The following is a 16890-nucleotide window of genomic DNA, read 5'->3' as shown; positions in this document are numbered from 1 at the left end:
CTCAAGGGCTTGACCCGAATCGCCGTGAGGCATCTCCTCGCCGGAGGTACGTACCTATGGGGCGTATCCCAATTCGGGCGTCATTGAACAAGGAATAGGCGCATGAAGAAATATGTCGCTGAATTCATCGGCACCGCCGTTCTGGTGCTTTTCGGGTGCGGTTCGGTCGTCGTGACCGGCTTCGCCGAGGCCTCGCCGGTCTGGTTCCTGGCGGTCGCCTTCGCCTTCGGTCTGTCGGTAACGGCGATGGCCTATGGCATCGGGCCGATCTCGGGCTGCCACATCAACCCCGCCGTCAGCGTCGGCGTGTGGGCGGCCGGACGTCTCTCCTTCGCCGACCTCATCGGCTACATCATCTTCCAGGTGCTCGGCGGCATCGCCGGCGCGGCGCTGCTCTACCTCATCATGTCCGGCAAGATCGGCGGCTTCGATATCGCAACCGCGGGCCTCGGCCAGAATGGCTGGGGCGAGGGCTATGGCCGCAACTTCGGCCTCTCGACCGCGATCCTTGCCGAGCTGATCGGCACCTTCGTGTTCCTTGTCGTGATCCTCGGCGCGACCAGCAAGGCCGGCACCACCCCGGTCGCGGGCCTCGCCATCGGCCTGACGCTGGTGCTGATCCACATCGTGTTCATTCCGGCCACCGGCGTGTCGGTCAACCCGGCCCGCAGCATCGGCCCGGCGCTGTTCGTCGGCGGCAAGGCGCTGGAGCAGCTCTGGCTCTTCGTCGTGATTCCGCCGATCGGCGCGCTGATCGCCGGCCTGCTGTTCAAGGCCAAGCTGCTCGAAGACTGAGTTCGGCATCGAAGGCACCGGGCGGCGGAGGATGCTTCGTCGCCCGGTTCTTTTCCGGCATCCGGACGGGTGCCCAGAAACGGCGACGGTCCGGACCGGACCGTGCTTGCGGCGACAAAATAAACCCCGGCCCTGCGAGGACAGGACCGGGGCTTTTTTTTCGAGCGCGTGCCGGGTCGGCGGGAACGGCCTGCGTCGAGCGATCTTCCGTTGCCGGAACGCGCTTATCCTGCACGCGCCAGTGCAACGGCGGCTGAACGCGCCGTTGGCCGATGTTCATCTTCCGGCGGGCGGATAAAAGTTGCCCCGGCTCCCTGGGGGAGGAGCCGGGGCGCTAAGGGCTCGCGTGGGGCTTGGGGGAGTGGGGATGCCGCGAGCCAAGTCTCGAAAAGCCAGCGTCAGTAGCAGACCGCGCGTTCGACCTGGACCATGCGGCCCGCGTCGCTCAGCCAGCGGCCCTGGGTCACGCAGTCGCCGGCGACTTCCTCAGTCGGAATCTCCACCGTCGCGACCGGTACCTGACGCTTGAAATATCCAGTGGCGGATGCCGCGCCGATGAACAGGGCGGTGAAGCCCATGGCTGCAGCAACGGCGCTTATGACAATGGTCTTGAACATGCCCGCACCTCATCCACCACCCGGTGGACGGGGCCACCGGCGTTCTAACCAGTCATTACTTCTCTCTCAACTTCGGAAGGAGACGCGGAGGCCGCCACATACTCGCCTGCGTCGCGATTATTTCTCGCGCGTCTGGCGGAACGAAACAATACGCGTTCGTTCATACGTGTTTGCCTCAATCCAATCCGTTAACGTCCCCTTAACGTGCGTGCTCGCGGTAAAGTTCCAAGGGGCGTTCATGAAGTCGTGATCGACTTTTATTCGGCGAATACGCAGCGGCGTTCCCTGATCATGCGCGGCGCGCCGTCCGTGAAGGTGGCGCGGCGTTCCATGAAGCAGGTCTTGTAGCCCGCCGGCTCTTCGGCGCTGGTCGTCGCGTCGGCGGGCGGCAGGAAGGAAAGCGTGAGCAGGCCAACCACGATAGCGGCCGCGCTCAAGGCAATGATCAGGCACTTCTTCATCTTCGTCATCCCTGCGGGCGGTCGGCCGCCTCGTGTCGACGAACAGATGGCGCGTTGCGCGACGCTCCGCAACCTAGCCCTTTCGACGTCGCACGATTCCACCGGACAGCTGTCCAAACGCTGTCGAGAACGCCGCGTTCCCTCATCTTGTCCGGATCGGGAGGCGCCGCTATAAGCCGCTGCGAACCAACGTCCCCCACAGTCCCAGGGAATGAGACCATGGCGCTCGAGCGCACTTTTTCGATCATCAAGCCCGACGCCACCCGGCGTAACCTCACGGGCGCCATCAACGCCTATATCGAGAAGGCGGGCCTGCGCATCGTCGCGCAGAAGCGCATGCTGCTGACCCGCGCCCAGGCCGAGACCTTCTACGCGGTGCACAAGGAGCGTCCCTTCTTCGGCGAGCTCGTGGACTTCATGATCTCCGAGCCGATCGTCGTGCAGGTGCTGGAAGGCGAGAACGCCGTCGCCAAGTACCGCGACGTGATGGGCGCGACCAACCCGGCCAACGCCGCCGAAGGCACCATCCGCAAGGATTTCGCCCTCTCGGTCGGCGAGAACTCGGCCCATGGCTCCGATAGCCTGGACAACGCCAAGATCGAGATCGCCCAGTTCTTCGCGGGCAACGAGATCGTCGGCTGATCGCCACAGTTCTCGCGGCTTCCTCCGCTAAGGTCACGCCCCGTCGGTACATGCCGGCGGGGCGTTGTCGTTTTGCGCAGCAGCGTAGAACTGCGCGCCCGCAGCACGATCCGGCCAGGAAATTTCGGTATTCGGGCTTGGCCACCCCATGAATTATTATGTATGTTGCTGTCATGGCGCTGCGGGGGTCCGGCCACGGAGAAGTGGCCCGCAGCGGGGATGCCGTTATGGCGCGCCAAGAGCGCCCGGGAGTGGGCCCGCCGGAGCCACCTCCTCTTGCCTCACCGTAGCACGGCGCGCCAACGCCGAACGAACCATATTCTTGTCCCGTCCACGCGGACGGGCGGTGAGGGAACGACAATGAGCTATCTTGAGCCGCTTTTCTGGCTGGCACTGCTGAAAATCATCTGGATCAACGTGCTGTTGTCCGGCGACAACGCCGTGGTCATCGCCATGGCCTGCCGTTCGCTGCCCGACCGGCTGCGGCGCACGGGCATGATCCTCGGCGCGGGCGTCGCGGTCGGCATGCGTGTCGTCTTCACCGCCATCATTGCGGTGCTGCTCGGCCTGCCCTGGCTGCGCATCGTGGGTTCGCTGGCGCTGATGTACATCGCTGTCGATCTGGTGCTGCCGGAAGAAGCCGAAGATGGCGGCGTCGCGGCTCATGACAGCCTGTGGCGCGCGGTCGGCACCATCGCCGTGGCGGATCTGGTGATGAGCCTCGACAATGTGGTGGCCATCGCCGCCGTGGCCGACGGCAACTGGGCGCTTATCGTTATCGGCCTCGTCATTTCCATTCCCATGATCATCGCCGGCGCGGCGCTGATCATGGGCCTGCTGTCGCGTTTCCCCGTGCTGGTCTGGGCCGGCGCGGCGCTGCTCGGCTGGGTCGCGGGCGAGATGTTCATGTCGGACGTCAAGGTGCTCGAATATCTCGGCGAGAGCGTTGTTCATAATGTCGAGTACGTCGCTGCCGCGGTCGGCGCGGCACTGGTGCTGGCGATCGGATGGACGCTGTCGCGCCGGCGCAGCGCGCATTCGACGGGTTCGCACGGTTCGTAAGAGCGTCGGGATTCCCTCCCCGTAGACGCCCGCGGCCTCGCACGTCGCGGGCGTCTTCAGTTCGAGGGGAGAATGCTGGCCTACTTAATAAGGTATGCCAGTTTTCTTCCCATGACGGGGGACAGGAAACTCTCGCGACGCATCAAGGCTTAGACGATCAGAGAGGATAAGATGGATTTCACAAGCCCCGTCTTCTGGGTGTCCCTGCTCCAGATCATCTGGATCGACCTGCTGTTGTCGGGCGACAACGCGGTCGTCATAGCGCTGGCGTGCCGCTCGCTGCCGGAGAAGCAGCGCAAATGGGGCATCCTGCTCGGCGCCGGCGCGGCCGTCGGCCTGCGCATCCTGTTCGCCCTGGCGGTGTCCTTCCTGCTCGGCGTGCCCTTCCTCAAGGTGGTCGGTGCCGTCCTGCTGTTCTGGATCGCGATCAAGCTGGTCCTCGACGAGGGCGGCGAGGGCCATCATGTCGAGAGCGCGGACAGCCTCTGGAAGGCGGTGCGCACCATCGCCATCGCCGACGCGGTGATGAGCCTCGACAACGTGGTGGCCATTGCCGCCGCGGCGCGCGGCCATGCCGAGCTGTTCATCTTCGGCCTGTTGCTCACCATCCCGCTCATCGTCTTCGGCTCGCAGCTCATCCTGAAGCTGATCTCGCGCTTCCCGATCCTCGTCTGGTTCGGCGCGGCGCTGCTCGGCTGGATCGCCGGCGAGATGCTGGTGAGCGACAAGGTGGCGCTGGAGGCCATGCAGGGCTGGTCGGCAAACCTCGTCGAGGTGGTGCAGGACCCCGAGGATCCGATCGGCCTGAAGGCGGCGGCGCTGCCGCACTATCTGGCGGCGGTGATCGGCGCGGCCTTCGTGATCGGCTTCGGCTGGATCGTGAAGAGCCGCCGCTCGGAGGCGGCCGTCGGCTCGCACTGAGCCGGTCCTCCGTTACGGTGTGAAAAGACAGGGCGCTCCGCTACCATGGTGGCGGAGCGCCTTTTCATGAATCAGCATATTTCGCCGACCATCCCGCCTGTCCGCACCGGCTATTCCGCCTGCCCGCACGACTGCCCCTCCACCTGCGCATTGGAGATCGATATCTCCGGCGGGCGGATCGGGCGCGTGCGCGGCTCCAGCGCCAACACCTTCACCGCCGGGGTGATCTGCGCCAAGGTCGCGCGCTATGCCGAGCGCGCGAACCATCCCGACCGGCTGACGCAGCCGCTGCGGCGCGTCGGGCCGAAGGGGGAGGGTGCGTTCGCTCCCATCTCCTGGGACGAGGCGCTGGACGAGATCGCGGAGGCGTTCCGCAAGGCCGAGCGCGCGCACGGGCCGGAGGCGATCTGGCCCTATTACTACGCGGGCACGATGGGGCTGGTGATGCGCGACGGCATCAACCGGTTGACCCACGCCAAGGGCTATTCGCGCTTCTTCTCCTCGATCTGCGTCAATCCGGCCTGGAGCGGCCTTCTCGCCGGCACGGGCAGGCTGGCGGGGCCCGACCCGCGCGAGATGGCCAAGGCGGATCTGGTGGTGATCTGGGGCACCAATCCGGTGGCGACGCAGATCAACGTGATGACCCATGCCATCCGCGCCCGCAAGGAGCGGGGCGCGAAGATCGTGGTGGTCGATGTCTATCGCTCGCCGACCATGGAGCAGGCCGATATCCCGGTGCTGATCCGCCCCGGCACGGACGGTGCGTTGGCCTGCGCCATCATGCATGTGCTGTTCCGCGACGGCTTCGCGGATCGCGCCTATCTCGCCGCGTTCGCCGACGATGCCGCCGGCCTCGAAGCGCATCTTCGCACGCGCGATCCGGAATGGGCGGCCCACATCACCGGCATGCCGGTTGCCGAGATCGAGGCACTCGCGCAGGCCATCGGCCGGACGCCGAAGACCTTCATCCGCGCCGGCTACGGCTTCACCCGCTCGCGCAACGGCGCGGTGGCGATGCACGCGGTGAGCTGCATTCCCACGGTGACCGGCGCCTGGCAGCACGAGGGCGGCGGCCTGTTCCATTCCAACAGCGCCATCTATCGCTGGAACAAGCAGATGGTCGAGGGGCGCGACATCCGGGGCGTCACCTCGCGCGAACTCGACCAGTCGCGCATTGGGGACATCCTGACCGGCGATGCGGAAGCGCTGGTCGGCGGGCCGCCGGTGACGGCCATGCTGATCCAGAACACCAATCCGGTATCCGTCGCTCCCGATCAGGAGAAGGTGCGGCGCGGCTTCGCGCGCGAGGACCTGTTCGTCGCCGTGCACGAGCAGTTCATGACCGAGACGGCGCGGATGGCGGATATCGTGCTGCCGGCGACCATGTTCACCGAGCATGACGACCTCTATCAGGGCGGCGGCAACCAGTATGTCATCCTCGGCCCCAAGCTGGTGGAGCCGCCGGGCGAATGCCGTACCAACCACGAGGTGATCTGTGCGCTGGCCGAGCGCCTCGGCGCCGAGCACCAGGGCTTCCGGATGAGCCCGCGCGAGCACATCGACTGGATGCTGCAGGCGACCGACCGCGGCACGGTGGAGGAGCTGGAGGAGAAGCGCTTCCTCGACATCCAGCCGGATTTCGAGACCGCGCACTATCTGAAGGGCTTCAGCTGGCCGGACGGCAAGTTCCGCCTCAAGCCGAACTGGGCGAAGGTGCCCTATGCGGCGCCGGCCAAGTTCGGACCCTACGAGACCATGCCGCAATGGCCGGACCACTGGGCGGTGATCGAGGAGGCGACGGAGGATTTCCCCTTCCGCCTCGTGACCTCGCCGGCCCGTTCCTTCCTCAATTCCAGCTTCACGGAGACGCCGGGCTCCATCGCGCGCGAGAAACGGCCGGAGCTGATGATCCACCCCGAGGACGCCGCCGCGCACGGGCTCGGCGAGGGCGATCTCGCCCGGGTGACGAGCGAACGCGGCGCCGTGCTTCTCCATGTGCGGCTGTTCGACGGGCTGCGGCGCGGCGTGGTGGTGGCTGAATCGATCTGGCCGAACCGCTCTCATCAAGGAGGCCGCGGCATCAACAGCCTGACGGGCTCCGACCCCGTCGCCCCCGTGGGCGGCGCGGCGCTGCACGACAACCGGGTGCGGATCGAGCGGGCGTGAGGCGCGCCCTTATCCCGCCGGCGGCACGACGAGGGCGGGAGGGATGGTCTCGAATTCGTCGACGGCGACGCGGTTTCCCGCCAGCCGCGCCCGGCCGTCGCTGACGAGGCGCAACGCGGCCGGATAGATCACGTGCTCCTGCTCCAGCACGCGCGCGCCCAGCGTGTCCGGCGTGTCGCCCTCCAGCACCGGCACGGCGGCCTGCATGATGATCGGCCCGACATCCATCTCGGCGGTGACGAAGTGCACCGTGCAGCCGTGGATCTTCACGCCTTCCGCCAGCGCCCGCTCATGGGTGTGCAGGCCCTTGAAGCTGGGCAGCAGGGCGGGATGGATGTTGATCATCCGGCCCGACCATTTCTGGGTGAAGCCGGCGGTGAGAAGGCGCATGAAGCCGGCCAGGCACACGAGGTCGACCTGCTCCTCCGCCAGCGCCGCGTCGAGCGCCGCGTCGAAGCCGGCGCGATCCGCGAAGGCCTTGTGGTCGATGGCGCGGGTCGGGATGTTGGCCGCCTGCGCGCGGGCGAGGCCGTGCGCGTCGGGCCGGTTGGAGATCACCACCGCGATCTCCGCCGGAAAGTCCGGCGCGGCCGCCGCCTCGATCAGCGACATCATGTTGGAGCCGCGCCCGGAGATGAGGACGGCGACGCGGGGCTTCGTCATCACGGGCCTCAGAGCGGCTCGCCGACGGCCAGCGTGCCGTCATAGACGGTGCGCGCGGCGCCTTCGCCCGGCTCGATGGCACCGAGATGCACCACCTCTTCGCCGGGATCGGCGAAGGCGTCCGCCACCGTCTCGGCATCCTCGGGCGCGCAGACCACGACCATGCCGATGCCGCAGTTGAAGGCGCGCAGCATCTCTTCCGGCGCCACCTTGCCGACCTGCGCCAGCCAGCGGAACACCGGCGGGACGGCGAGCCCGGAGAGATCGATGCGCCCGATCGTGTGCTTGGGCAGCACGCGCGGGAGATTCTCGGTGAGGCCGCCGCCGGTGATGTGGGCGAGCGCCTTCACCTTGCCGGTCGAGCGGATCGCCGCCAGCGAGGACTTCACATAGAGCCGCGTCGGGGTGAGCAGCGCCTCGCCGAGCGTCATCGCCGGCGCGAACGGCGCGGGCGCGTCCCAGGGGAGCCCGGAGACCTCGACGATGCGGCGCACCAGCGAATAGCCGTTGGAGTGCACGCCGGAGGAGGCGAGGCCGAGAAGCACGTCGCCCGGCCGCACGTTCGGCGAGGGCAGGAGACGGCCGCGCTCCACGGCGCCGACCGAGAAGCCGGCGAGGTCGTAGTCGCCATCGGCATACATGCCGGGCATCTCGGCCGTCTCGCCGCCGATCAGCGCGCAGCCGGCCTCGGCGCAGCCCTTCGCGATGCCGGCGACGATCTTCGCGCCGACATCCGGCGCGAGCTTGCCGGTGGCGAAATAGTCCAGGAAGAACAGCGGCTCGGCGCCCTGCACCACGAGGTCGTTGACGCACATGGCCACGAGGTCGATGCCGATGGTTTCGTGACGGCCGGTCTCGATGGCGATCTTCAGCTTGGTGCCGACGCCGTCGGTGGTGGCAACGATGAGCGGGTCCTTGAAGCCGGCGGCCCTGGGGTCGAACACGCCGCCGAAGCCGCCGATCTCCGCGTCGGCGCCGGGGCGGCGGGTCGCCTTCACCAGCGGCTTGATGAGGTCGACCAGCCGGTTGCCGGCGTCGATGTCGACGCCCGCGTCGCGATAGCTGAGGCCCTTTTCCGTACCGCTCATCTCAACCCGTTCCGGCCGTTTTCCAGGATGTCCGGGGCTTAGCCGCTTATGGGCGCCCCCGCAAGCCGGAGCGGGTTCGAGGTCAGCGCTTGCCGGCGCGGTCGATGCCCAGCGCGATCAGCCCGGCCGTCAGTCCCCAGAAGGCCGAGCCGATGTCGAACAGCGACACGCCGGAAGCGGTGACGGCGAAGGTGAGCACGGCGGGAAAGCGCTTGGCCGCATCGCCCATGGCGGTGCCGAGCGCATTCACCAGCGGGCCGAGAAGGGCGAGGCCGGCAAAGGTCGCCACCAGTCCGGGGGGGAGGGCGGCGATGAGCGCGACGACGAAGGCGCCGCCGGCGGCCAGAACGAGATAGCTGAGCGCGTAGAAGGGCGTCGCCATCCACCGCTTTTGCGGATCGGGATGGGTGTCCGGCCCGGTGCAGATCGACGCCGTGATGGCGGCGAGGTTGCTGGTCAGCGAGCCGAAGGGCGCGGTGATCAGCGAGGCGACCGCCGTCGAGGCGAGGATGGACTGGGTGGGCGGCTTGTAGCCGGCCGCCTGCAGCACGGCGAAGCCCGGCAGGTTCTGCGAGGCCATGGTGACGACATAGAGCGGCAGGCCGATACCGATCAGCGCCTGCGTGTCGAAGCGCGGCAGGATGAATTCGAGTGTCGGCAGCGGCGTGCCGGAGGGCAGCGGTCCGACGAGGCCGAGGAAGAAGGCGAGCGCGATGCCGATGACCAGCACGGCGAGCACCGAGCCGAACGGGCTGATGCGCCGGGCGACAAGGAAGATCAGCACGAGCGGCAGCACCAGCAGCGGATCGGCCTGCCCGGCGGTGAAGACGGCGGTGCAGAAGCGGAACAGCACGCCGGCCAGCATGGCCGCCGCAATGGCGACCGGCAGGCGCTGCACCAGCGAGCCCAGCGGCTTGACGGCGGCGGTGACGAGAATGAGCACGCCCGCGAGCAGGAAGGCCCCGACGGCGGTCTCCACGGTCAAGCCGTGCGAGCCGGCGATCAGTGCCGCGCCCGGCGTCGTCCAGGCGGTGATGATCGGCATGCGGTGGCGCCAGCCGAGCCAGGCGGAGGTCAACGCCATGGACAGGCACAGGCCGACGACGCCCGAGGTCGTCTGCCCCGGCGTGGCGCCGACCGCCTGCGCGGCGGCGACGATCAGGGCGAGCGTGCCGCCGAACCCGACGAGGGCGGCGACGACGGCGGAGGTGACGAGGGAGGAGCGCATCGGAGGGATCACGGCAGGCAGACCAGGACACCGCCTTGTGCCACGTCGCGGCCGATGCGTCACGGTCCCGCAGGGTGAAGAGTGGCTCTTCTTCCGCGAGGCAGGCGCCGGCGGCGGGCCGTGGCGGCCGCCCGGACCACCCCACCGGCCTTCACGGCTGTGAATGGCGGGGGCGGTATCGCTTGTACATCGCTCGCGCCGCATTTTCCTGTATCTATGATGCGACGCGTAACGGTTGTTGGTGAGGTGCGTTCGCATGGCCTGGCACAAGCAGGTGACGTTCTGGCTGACGGTGCTGGCGCTGTTCATCGCGGCGGCCTGGCTGCTCAGCAGCGTGCTGCTGCCCTTCGTCGCCGGCCTCGCGCTCGCCTATTTCCTCAATCCGGTGACGACCCGGCTGGAGCATTGGGGCGTCAACCGGCTGGTGGCGTCGCTGGCGGCGATCGCGCTGACCCTGCTGCTTGCCATCCTGCTCATGCTGCTGGTGGTGCCGATCTTCGGCGCGCAGCTCGCCGCCTTCATCCAGCGGCTGCCCGAATACATCGTCAAGCTGCAGAATCTGATGACCGGCGAGCGGGCCGAGTGGCTGCGCGACTTCGTCGGCGACCGCATGCCCAGCATCCAGCAGGGGCTCGGCGATCTGGTCACCCAGGGCGCAGCCTACATGCTCACCCTGATCCAGGGGCTGTGGACCGGCGGGCAGGCGCTGATCTCGCTGTTCTCGCTGCTGGTCATCACGCCGGTGGTCGCCTTCTACATCCTGAACGACTGGAACCACATGGTGGAGAAGGTCGATTCCTGGCTGCCGGTGAAGAACCGCGAGGTGATCCGCAGCCTCGCCATGCAGATGGACCGCGCCATTGCCGGCTTCGTGCGCGGGCAGTCGATGGTGTGCGTGATCCTCGGCAGCTTCTATGCCGTCAGCCTCACCATGGCGGGGCTGAACTTCGGCTTCGTCATCGGCTTCGTCTCGGGGATCATCACCTTCATCCCCTATGTCGGCTCGCTGACCGGGCTGGTGCTGGCGGGCGGCGTCGCCATCGTGCAGTTCTTCCCCGACTACACCATGATCGCGGTGGTCATCGGCATCTTCATCTTCGGCCAGTTCATCGAGGGCTACATCCTCTCGCCCAAGCTGGTCGGCGACAGCGTCGGGCTGCACCCCGTCTGGCTGATGTTCGCCCTGCTGGCCTTCGGCTATCTGCTCGGCTTCCTCGGCCTGCTGCTCGCCGTGCCGCTGGCGGCAGCCGTGGGCGTGCTCGTTCGCTTCGCCATCAGCCGCTACCTCGAAAGCCCGCTCTACACGGGCGAGGGTGAACCCTCGGGCGCGCCGCCGGAACCCGCCCTGACGGCGCCGGAAGTGCGGGCGCACTGAGCCATGGCGTCGCGCCAGCTGCCGCTCGACCTCCCGCACGCCGACAGCCGGACACGGGACGACTTCCTGCCCGGTCCGGCGAACGAGGCGGCCCTGGCGCTGATCGACGCCTGGCCGGACTGGCCGGCGCGCGCGGTCGCGCTGGTGGGGCCGGAGGGGTCGGGCAAATCGCATCTTTCGGCCATCTTCGCGGAGGCGGCCGAGGCGCCCGTCGTGGCGGCGGCGGCACTCGACATCGCCGCCATTCCCGCCCTGCTGGCCGGCGGCTCGCTGGTGGTGGAGGACCTCTGCGAGGGAGAACTGCCCGAGGCGGCGCTGTTCCATCTGCTCAATCTGGTCGGCGAGCAGCGCGCCAGCCTTCTGGTGACGGCCCGCCGCTCTCCCGCCGCACTGGCGGAGACGGTGGCGACGCGCGATCTGGCCTCGCGCCTGCGGGCGATGCCCGCCGTCACGCTTGGGCCGCCGGACGAGCCATTGCTGGCGGCGGTGGCGGTCAAACTGTTCGCCGACCGCCAGATCGTTCCCGACGAGGGGCTGCTGAACTACCTTCTGCCGCGCGTGGAGCGCTCCATCGCCGGCCTTCGCGATATCGTGGCCGAGCTCGACCGCGAAGCGCTGGCCCGCAAGCGACCCCTGACCCGGGCGCTGGCGTCGGAATTGCTGCGTGCCCGCATGGCGGTAGCGGAAGGCGAGGGCCTCAGCCACGAGGAGACGTCCGACGCCGTGCCCGCCCACCCCTTCACGACTTGACCATAGGTTAGGCGCATCATGTCATCCAGCCGTCACGAAGCCCGGCGACCTTCCCGCCGGACAAAGCGGGTACCCCGCAAGAAGGATGGAGTGGCAAGGGTGAGCGAAACCGAATCGCAGGTCGAGGCGGAAGTCGAGGTGGGACAGGCCCCGGCGCATGAGCCCGTGGCGACGCGGCCGCTCGAGGACGAGCTGATGACCTCGCCCGAGCGCTTCATCAACCGCGAGCTTTCCTGGCTGCAGTTCAACCGCCGCGTGCTGGAGGAGGCGTCCAACGGCGAGCATCCGCTGCTGGAGCAGCTGCGCTTCCTCTCCATCTCCGCGAACAATCTGGATGAGTTCTTCATGGTCCGCGTGGCGGGCCTGAAGGAGCAGGTGCGCGAGGGCTATGGCGGGCGCAGCCCGGACGGGCTGACTCCGGCCGAGCAGCTTCCGCTGATCGGCGCCGCGACGGCGCAGCTTGCCCAGGACCAGCAGGCGCGCTGGGGTGAGCTGCGGAAGGAGCTCGTCGGCAGCGGTATTGTGCTGGTGGACGGCGCGGATGTCGAGCGCACCGACCGGGCCGTGCTGGACGACTTCTTCCTGGCTCACGTCTTCCCGGTGCTGACGCCGCTGGCTATCGACCCGGCGCATCCTTTCCCGTTCATTCCCAATCTGGGCTTCTCGCTGGCGCTCCAGCTCTCCCGCATCCATGACGGGCGGGCGATGAACGCGCTCATTCGCGTACCGGCGAAGATCGACCGGTTCATCCGCCTGCCGGACGGCGAGAACGGCACGCAGCGCTTCATCACCCTGGAGCAGATGATCGGCCTGTTCATCGGCCGCCTGTTCCCCGGCTATCAGGTGAAGGGGCAGGGCGGCTTCCGCATCATCCGCGACAGCGACCTCGAAGTGGAGGAAGAGGCCGAGGACCTGATGCGCCAGTTCGAGACGGCGCTGAAGCGCCGGCGCCTCGGGCAGGTGATCCGGCTGGAGATCGACGCGTCCATGCCGGAGGAGCTGCGCTCCTTCGTGGCCCGCGAACTCGGCGTCGCCGGGGACGAGATCTTCCTCGTGGACGGCGTGCTGGCGCTCAACGAGTTCAGCCAGCTCGTCGGCATCGATCGGCCGGACCTCAAGTTCAAGCCATATAATCCGCGCTTTCCCGAGCGCATCCGCGATCATGCGGGCGACTGCTTCGCGGCGATCCGCGAGAAGGACCTCGTGGTCCATCACCCTTACGAATCCTTCGACGTGGTGGTGCAGTTCCTGCGTCAGGCGGCGCGCGACCCGAACGTCGTCGCCATCAAGCAGACGCTCTACCGAACCTCCTCCGACAGCCCGATCATCAAGGCGCTGGCCGAGGCGGCGGAGGCCGGCAAGTCGGTCACCGCGCTGGTCGAGCTCAAGGCGCGCTTCGACGAGGAGGCGAACATCCGCTGGGCGCGCGATCTGGAGCGCGCCGGCGTGCAGGTGGTGTTCGGCTTCCTGGAGCTGAAGACCCACGCCAAGCTGTCGCTGGTGGTGCGCCGCGAGGGCGGCTCGCTGGCGAGCTACTGCCATGTCGGCACGGGCAACTACCACCCGATCACGGCCCGCATCTACACCGACCTGTCCTTCTTCACCGCCGATCCGGTGATCGGCCGCGACGTGGCGCGCATCTTCAACTTCATCACCGGCTACGCCGAGCCGGCGGAGCTGGAGACGATGTCCATCGCCCCGCTCACGCTGAAGAAGCGCATCCTCGAGCACATCGACGCCGAGATCGGCTTCGCCAAGGCCGGCAAGCCGGCGGCGATCTGGCTGAAGATGAACTCGCTGGTCGATCCGATGATCATCGACGCGCTCTACCGCGCCAGCCAGAACGGCGTGCCGATTGACATCGTGGTGCGCGGCATCTGCTGCCTGCGTCCCGGCGTGCCCGGCCTGTCGGAGAACATCCGCGTCAAGTCCATCGTCGGGCGCTTCCTGGAGCACGGGCGCATCTACGCCTTCGGCAACGGCCACGGCCTGCCGCATTCGGAGGCGGCGCTCTACATCTCCTCCGCCGACCTGATGCCGCGCAATCTCGACCGCCGCGTCGAGACGCTGTGCCCGATTACCAACCCTACCGTCCACATGCAGATTCTCGACCAGATCATGGTCGCCAACCTGCGCGATAACCAGCAGAGCTGGAACGTGTTGCCCGACGGCTCCTCGCAACGCATAGTGCCGGCCGAGGGCGAGGAAAAATTCAACGCCCAGCAGTATTTCATGACCAATCCGAGTCTGTCTGGACGTGGCAAGTCGCTCAAAGAATCGTCGCCGCGAAACCTCCTCCGACGCCGCGAGCGTGCGTGATCGCATGAGCGATAATTCGCGTGAGGCCGGCGACGGCCTCGTCTCCGGTGCGCCGATCGCGGTGATCGACATCGGTTCGAACTCGGTGCGTCTCGTCGTCTATGAGCGCCTGTCGCGCAGCCCGACGCCGATCTTCAACGAGAAGGCGTCGTGCGGGCTGGGGCGGGAGGTGCTGACCACCGGGCGGCTCAATGCCGACGCGGTGGCGAAGGCGCTGTCCACGCTGCGGCGCTTCCGCGTGCTGTGCGACCGCATGGGCGTCGGCAAGCTCTATGTGCTGGCCACCGCCGCGACGCGTGATGCCTCGAACGGGCCGGACTTCGTCGCCGCCTGTACCGAGATCTGCCGGACCGAGGTCGAGGTTCTGTCCGGCAAGCGCGAGGCCCAGCTCTCTGCCCTCGGTATCCTTTCCGGCGTGCACCACGCCAATGGCGTGGTGGGCGATCTCGGTGGCGGCTCGCTGGAGCTCGCGGACCTCCACGGCCAGCGCATCGGCTCGGGCGCGACCTTCCCGCTCGGCGGTCTCGCGCTACAGGACACGTCCGGCCGCTCTCTCAAGAAGGCGGACAAGATCGTCAAGGACCTGCTGACCAAGGAAACGCACCTCGAGCATCTCAAGGGGCGGACCTTCTATGCGGTGGGCGGCACCTGGCGCGCGCTGGCGCGGCTGCACATGTTCCAGCGCGGCTACCCGCTGCATGTGATGCACGGCTATTTCATCCCCGGGAAGGAGGCGCTCGAGTTCTGCCGCCTCGTGCGCCGCGTGCCGGTCGACACGCTCTCGCGCATCGACACCGTGTCGGACGTGCGCCGCCCCCTGCTCGCCTATGGCGCGCTGGTGCTGGAGCACATCATCCGCATCGGCAAGCCGGCGAACGTCTACATCTCGGCGCAGGGCGTGCGCGAAGGGTTGCTCTACGAACTGCTGTCCGATGCCGAGCGGCGTGCCGATCCGCTGATCGCCGCCGCCGCGGAGCTGAACGAGGTGCGCTCGCGCTCCCCCGCCCATGGCGCGGAGCTGATCGACTGGACCGACCATTTCATGGAGACGACCGGCATCGACGAGAGCGTCGAGGAGAAGCGGTTGCGTCACGCCGCCTGCCTGCTCTCCGACATCAGCTGGCGGGCGCATCCGGACTATCGCGGCGAGCAGAGCCTGAACCTCATCGCCCATGCCGCCTTCATCGGCGTCGATCATCCCGGCCGCGCCTTCCTGGCGCTGGCGATCTACTACCGACATGTCGGCCTGATCGACGAGGACCTGTCGCCGCGCATCCGCGAGCTGGTCTCCGCCCGCTTCCTCGACCGGGCGCGCATTCTCGGCGCCGCGATGCGGGTCGCCTATATCCTCTCCGCCGCCATGCCGGGCACGCTGCCGCTGACGCCGCTGACGGTGGAACGCGGCAAGCTGGCGCTGAACCTCAAGGGCGATCTCGCGCCGCTCGGCGGCGAGCGTATCGCCAACCGGCTGCGCACGCTGGCGCGGCTGATCGGGCGCGATCCGCTGCTCGTGACGGAGTAGGGGCGTCCCGCTCCGTCCGCTTCTTTCCTGAGAAGACCGGCGCTCTTAGGCGTCCGGCCGGTCGAGTGCGATGACGCGCCCGCGTTGCATGGCGAGGGCGAGATGGCCGGACTTGAGCGCCAGCGCCCGGTCGCCGAACAGCTCGCGCCGCCAGCCGTGCAAGGCCGGCACGTCCGGTTCGTCTTCCGAGGCGATGCGTTCGAGATCGTCGACGGTGGCGATGACCTTGGCGGCCACGCCGTGCTGCTCGGACGTCATGCGCAGCAGGACCTTCAGCAGCTCGACCGTCGCCGACGCACCATTGGAGAGCGGCTTGTCGCGCTCGATGCGCGGCAGGGTCTTGGGATCGCGGGCGAGGCCCGCCTTCACCGCCTCGACGATCATCTCGCCGGCGCGCGAACGCTCGAAGCCCTTGGGAACGGAGCGCAGCTGGCCCAGCTTCTCGATGGTGGCGGGGTGCTGGGAAGCGATCTCGCCGATCACGTCGTCCTTGAGGATGCGCGAGCGTGGCGTATCGCGGGACTGTGCCTCGCGCTCGCGCCACGCCGCCACCTCCATCAGCACGGCGAGGTCCTTGGGCTTGCGCGCGCGCGAGCGCAAACGCTCCCAGGCGCGCTCGGGCTCCTGACGATAGGTGTCGGGTGAGGTCAGCACCGCCATCTCCTCGCCCACCCAGTCGGCGCGGCCGCGCTTCTTCAGGTCCGCGTCGAGCTTGAGGAAGACGTCGCGCAGATGGGTGACGTCCGCTTCCGCATAGGCGATCTGCGGGGCGCTGAGGGGGCGGCGGGACCAGTCGGTGAAGCGCAGCGACTTGTCGAGCACGTGGCCGGTGAGCCGCTGGACGAGCTGGTCGTAGGAGATGGAGTCGCCGTGTCCCAGCACCATCGCCGCCACCTGGGTGTCGAACACGGGATGGGGGATGATGCCGGCGAGGTGCCAGACGATCTCGATGTCCTGCCGGCCGGCATGGAAGACCTTCAGCACCTTCTCGTTCGACATCAGCGCGAAGAAGGATGAGAGGTCGATGCCGTCGGCTACCGCGTCGACCACCACCGCCTCGTCGGGGCTGGCGAGCTGCACGACGCACAGCTTCGGCCAGAAGGTGGTCTCGCGCAGGAATTCCGTGTCGACGGTGATGAAGGGATGCCGGGCCAGCCGCTCGCAGGCGGCGTCGAGAGCGTCGGTTGTCGTGATCATGTTCATGTTGAACCGTTACATAGCGGAGTCGGGGCGGCGATACGACTCCCGAATGGCGCCGCCGGCCCGCCGGCAAGCGTTAAC

15 protein-coding genes are annotated in these 16890 nt (G+C 67.9%); 9 read left to right on the top strand and 6 right to left on the bottom strand.

The features are described from left to right. Positions 1 to 102 precede the first annotated feature (102 nt). Positions 103 to 795: an aquaporin gene (locus FO470_RS10800; protein ID WP_144342971.1), complete on the top strand. Its 693-nt coding sequence runs from the start codon at positions 103 to 105 to the stop codon at positions 793 to 795. A gap of 398 nt (positions 796 to 1193) precedes the next feature. Here FO470_RS10800 and FO470_RS10795 read toward each other — a convergent pair whose 3' ends face one another. Together FO470_RS10795 and FO470_RS10790 are read right to left on the bottom strand one after the other, a co-directional pair. Next, positions 1194 to 1412, bottom strand: a complete 219-nt coding sequence (locus FO470_RS10795; RefSeq protein WP_144342970.1) for a hypothetical protein — start codon at positions 1410 to 1412, stop codon at positions 1194 to 1196. 257 nt (positions 1413 to 1669) lie between these two features. Next, positions 1670 to 1873 (bottom strand): hypothetical protein, encoded by a 204-nt coding sequence (locus tag FO470_RS10790; protein ID WP_144342969.1) that lies wholly within the window; start codon positions 1871 to 1873, stop codon positions 1670 to 1672. Between the two features lie 219 nt (positions 1874 to 2092). Between FO470_RS10790 and ndk the strand changes: the two genes are divergently transcribed. From ndk to FO470_RS10770, 4 genes are all read left to right on the top strand, one after another. Next, positions 2093 to 2515, top strand: coding sequence for a nucleoside-diphosphate kinase (ndk, locus tag FO470_RS10785; protein ID WP_144342968.1), 423 nt, complete (start codon positions 2093 to 2095; stop codon positions 2513 to 2515). 360 nt (positions 2516 to 2875) lie between these two features. Then, on the top strand, positions 2876 to 3577 hold the full coding sequence (locus FO470_RS10780; RefSeq protein WP_144342967.1) for a TerC family protein: 702 nt from the start codon (positions 2876 to 2878) through the stop codon (positions 3575 to 3577). Positions 3578 to 3748: 171 nt separating this feature from the next. After that, positions 3749 to 4498 carry a TerC family protein gene (locus FO470_RS10775; protein ID WP_144342966.1) on the top strand — a complete coding sequence of 250 codons (750 nt, stop codon included), beginning with the start codon at positions 3749 to 3751 and terminating at the stop codon, positions 4496 to 4498. Positions 4499 to 4564: 66 nt separating this feature from the next. Continuing rightward, a complete protein-coding gene (locus FO470_RS10770) occupies positions 4565 to 6664 on the top strand; it encodes a molybdopterin-containing oxidoreductase family protein (protein WP_144342965.1) in 2100 nt (699 codons plus the stop codon). 9 nt (positions 6665 to 6673) lie between these two features. Here FO470_RS10770 and purN read toward each other — a convergent pair whose 3' ends face one another. The 3 genes from purN to FO470_RS10755 all read right to left on the bottom strand — a co-directional run bounded on the left by purN (position 6674) and on the right by FO470_RS10755 (position 9643). Beyond that, positions 6674 to 7327 (bottom strand): phosphoribosylglycinamide formyltransferase, encoded by a 654-nt coding sequence (gene purN / locus FO470_RS10765; RefSeq protein ID WP_144342964.1) that lies wholly within the window; start codon positions 7325 to 7327, stop codon positions 6674 to 6676. Between the two features lie 8 nt (positions 7328 to 7335). Then, entirely contained in the window at positions 7336 to 8415 is a 1080-nt protein-coding gene (gene purM / locus FO470_RS10760; protein ID WP_144342963.1) for a phosphoribosylformylglycinamidine cyclo-ligase, read from the bottom strand. A gap of 82 nt (positions 8416 to 8497) precedes the next feature. Beyond that, on the bottom strand, positions 8498 to 9643 hold the full coding sequence (locus FO470_RS10755) for a benzoate/H(+) symporter BenE family transporter (RefSeq protein ID WP_144342962.1): 1146 nt from the start codon (positions 9641 to 9643) through the stop codon (positions 8498 to 8500). Between the two features lie 256 nt (positions 9644 to 9899). Between FO470_RS10755 and FO470_RS10750 the strand changes: the two genes are divergently transcribed. Genes FO470_RS10750 through FO470_RS10735 form a run of 4 tightly spaced genes read left to right on the top strand, consistent with a single transcriptional unit; the run spans position 9900 to position 15609 of the window. Further along, positions 9900 to 11018: an AI-2E family transporter gene (locus FO470_RS10750; protein WP_144342961.1), complete on the top strand. Its 1119-nt coding sequence runs from the start codon at positions 9900 to 9902 to the stop codon at positions 11016 to 11018. Positions 11019 to 11021: 3 nt separating this feature from the next. Further along, positions 11022 to 11768 carry a P-loop NTPase family protein gene (locus FO470_RS10745; RefSeq protein WP_246659553.1) on the top strand — a complete coding sequence of 249 codons (747 nt, stop codon included), beginning with the start codon at positions 11022 to 11024 and terminating at the stop codon, positions 11766 to 11768. Positions 11769 to 11786: 18 nt separating this feature from the next. Further along, positions 11787 to 14087, top strand: a complete 2301-nt coding sequence (locus tag FO470_RS10740; RefSeq protein WP_244616569.1) for an RNA degradosome polyphosphate kinase — start codon at positions 11787 to 11789, stop codon at positions 14085 to 14087. Positions 14088 to 14091: 4 nt separating this feature from the next. Then, on the top strand, positions 14092 to 15609 hold the full coding sequence (locus FO470_RS10735) for a Ppx/GppA phosphatase family protein (protein WP_144342960.1): 1518 nt from the start codon (positions 14092 to 14094) through the stop codon (positions 15607 to 15609). A 45-nt stretch (positions 15610 to 15654) separates the two neighbouring features. Here FO470_RS10735 and rnd read toward each other — a convergent pair whose 3' ends face one another. Continuing rightward, on the bottom strand, positions 15655 to 16812 hold the full coding sequence (gene rnd / locus FO470_RS10730) for a ribonuclease D (protein ID WP_144342959.1): 1158 nt from the start codon (positions 16810 to 16812) through the stop codon (positions 15655 to 15657). Positions 16813 to 16890 lie beyond the last annotated feature (78 nt).

The organism is Ancylobacter moscoviensis (genome assembly GCF_007559435.1).
Lineage (GTDB): Bacteria > Pseudomonadota > Alphaproteobacteria > Rhizobiales > Xanthobacteraceae > Ancylobacter > Ancylobacter moscoviensis.
Note: the sequence above shows the minus strand (reverse complement) of the source record. Positions and strands in the feature narration are given on the sequence as shown.